Source organism: Corallococcus sicarius (assembly GCF_003611735.1).
Classification (GTDB): Bacteria; Myxococcota; Myxococcia; order Myxococcales; family Myxococcaceae; genus Corallococcus; species Corallococcus sicarius.
In genome coordinates this window covers 1-1178 of record NZ_RAWG01000643.1, presented here as the reverse complement: position 1 = coordinate 1178, position 1178 = coordinate 1, and the positions used below count along the sequence as shown (strand labels likewise).

At 71.7% G+C, this 1178-nt stretch carries 1 protein-coding gene; it reads left to right on the top strand.

Annotated features, from left to right (window positions below; translation table 11 throughout):
* Positions 1-224: 224 nt before the first annotated feature.
* Positions 225-1082: a hypothetical protein gene (locus D7X12_RS41445; protein WP_120630575.1), complete on the top strand. Its 858-nt coding sequence runs from the start codon at positions 225-227 to the stop codon at positions 1080-1082.
* The last annotated feature ends 96 nt before the right edge of the window (positions 1083-1178 follow it).

Genomic DNA, 1178 nt, shown 5'->3' with positions numbered 1-1178 from the left:
GGGCGGGCTTCGACGGTTCGGAGGCGGCGGGAGCATCCGCGTTGTGCGCTTCGGCGGCAACGGGGTGTGCCGCGCCCTTGCCTGCGCGCTTCGACTTGCCGGGGGCTTCGGGTTCTGGAGCGACGGGCTGGGGAGCCTGGGCTTCTTCCGGCGCGGGTGCTGCGCCTCCGCGGGCTGCCTTTCGCTTCGAGCCACGGGCCGGGGTGTCTTCCGACGGAGCGGCAGTGGCTTCGGTCGCGGCTGCGTTGTTCGAGGGCGATGCTTCGGACGAGGCCGCGTCCCCGGTGTGTGCGGGGGACGGTGTGGACGTGGCGGTGTCCCCGGTGCTCGCGGGAGTCACGTCGGCCGGAGCTGCGACGGTGGGGCTCGCGGGAGTTGAGTCGGACGTGCGGGCCTCGGCGGTACTCGCGGGAGCAGCCGTGGTCGTTCCGGTGGTGCTCTCGGAGGTCGCGCCCGTCTCCGCCGAGGCCTTCTTCGTGGAGCGCTTCGAAGCGGCAGCCCGTGGCGGCGTCTTCGCTTCGTGCTCCGAAGGAGCTGCATCCGGGCTCGTCGTCGTCGCGGGTGTCTTCGCGGCTGATGCCAGCTGCGACTTCGCCGGTGGTGCCTTCACGGCAGAAGTCTTCGCGGCGGCTGCCTTCGAGACAGGCGTCTTCGCAGCGGGGGCCGGCTTCGACTTCGTAGCAGCCGCCTTCGCGGCCGGTGCCGGCTTCGACTTCGTAGCAGGCGCCTTCGCGGCCGGTGCCGGCTTCGAATTCGCGGCAGGGACCGCCACCTTCGACCTGACGGCAGGAGCCACCTGCTTCGACTTCGCGGCAGGCGCCTTCGCGGCCTGCTTCGACTTCGCGACCGTCGGTGCCCCACGCGCGGGAGCGACCTTGCTGGCGGAAGAAGCCTTCTTCACCGCCGGGGAGGCTTTGCCGCCGGTGGCCCGGACTGCAGGCTTCGCAGCGGCCTTGCCCGGCGCGCGGGACGTGGAGCTACCAGGGGAAGCAGGACTGCGGGTCGGACGGCGCTGGGCCATGGATTCCTCATCAGAGGACCCGAGCGGTCGGCGCCGTCGCCCTCTGTTTCCGGATGGCTAGTGCAGCCATCGCCGCACCGCAAGGCTCGTGTCCACCTCCTGTCGTCCGGACACCGCCACGCTCCACCGAGGGGCGAGCAGGAAGCACCCCCCCCGT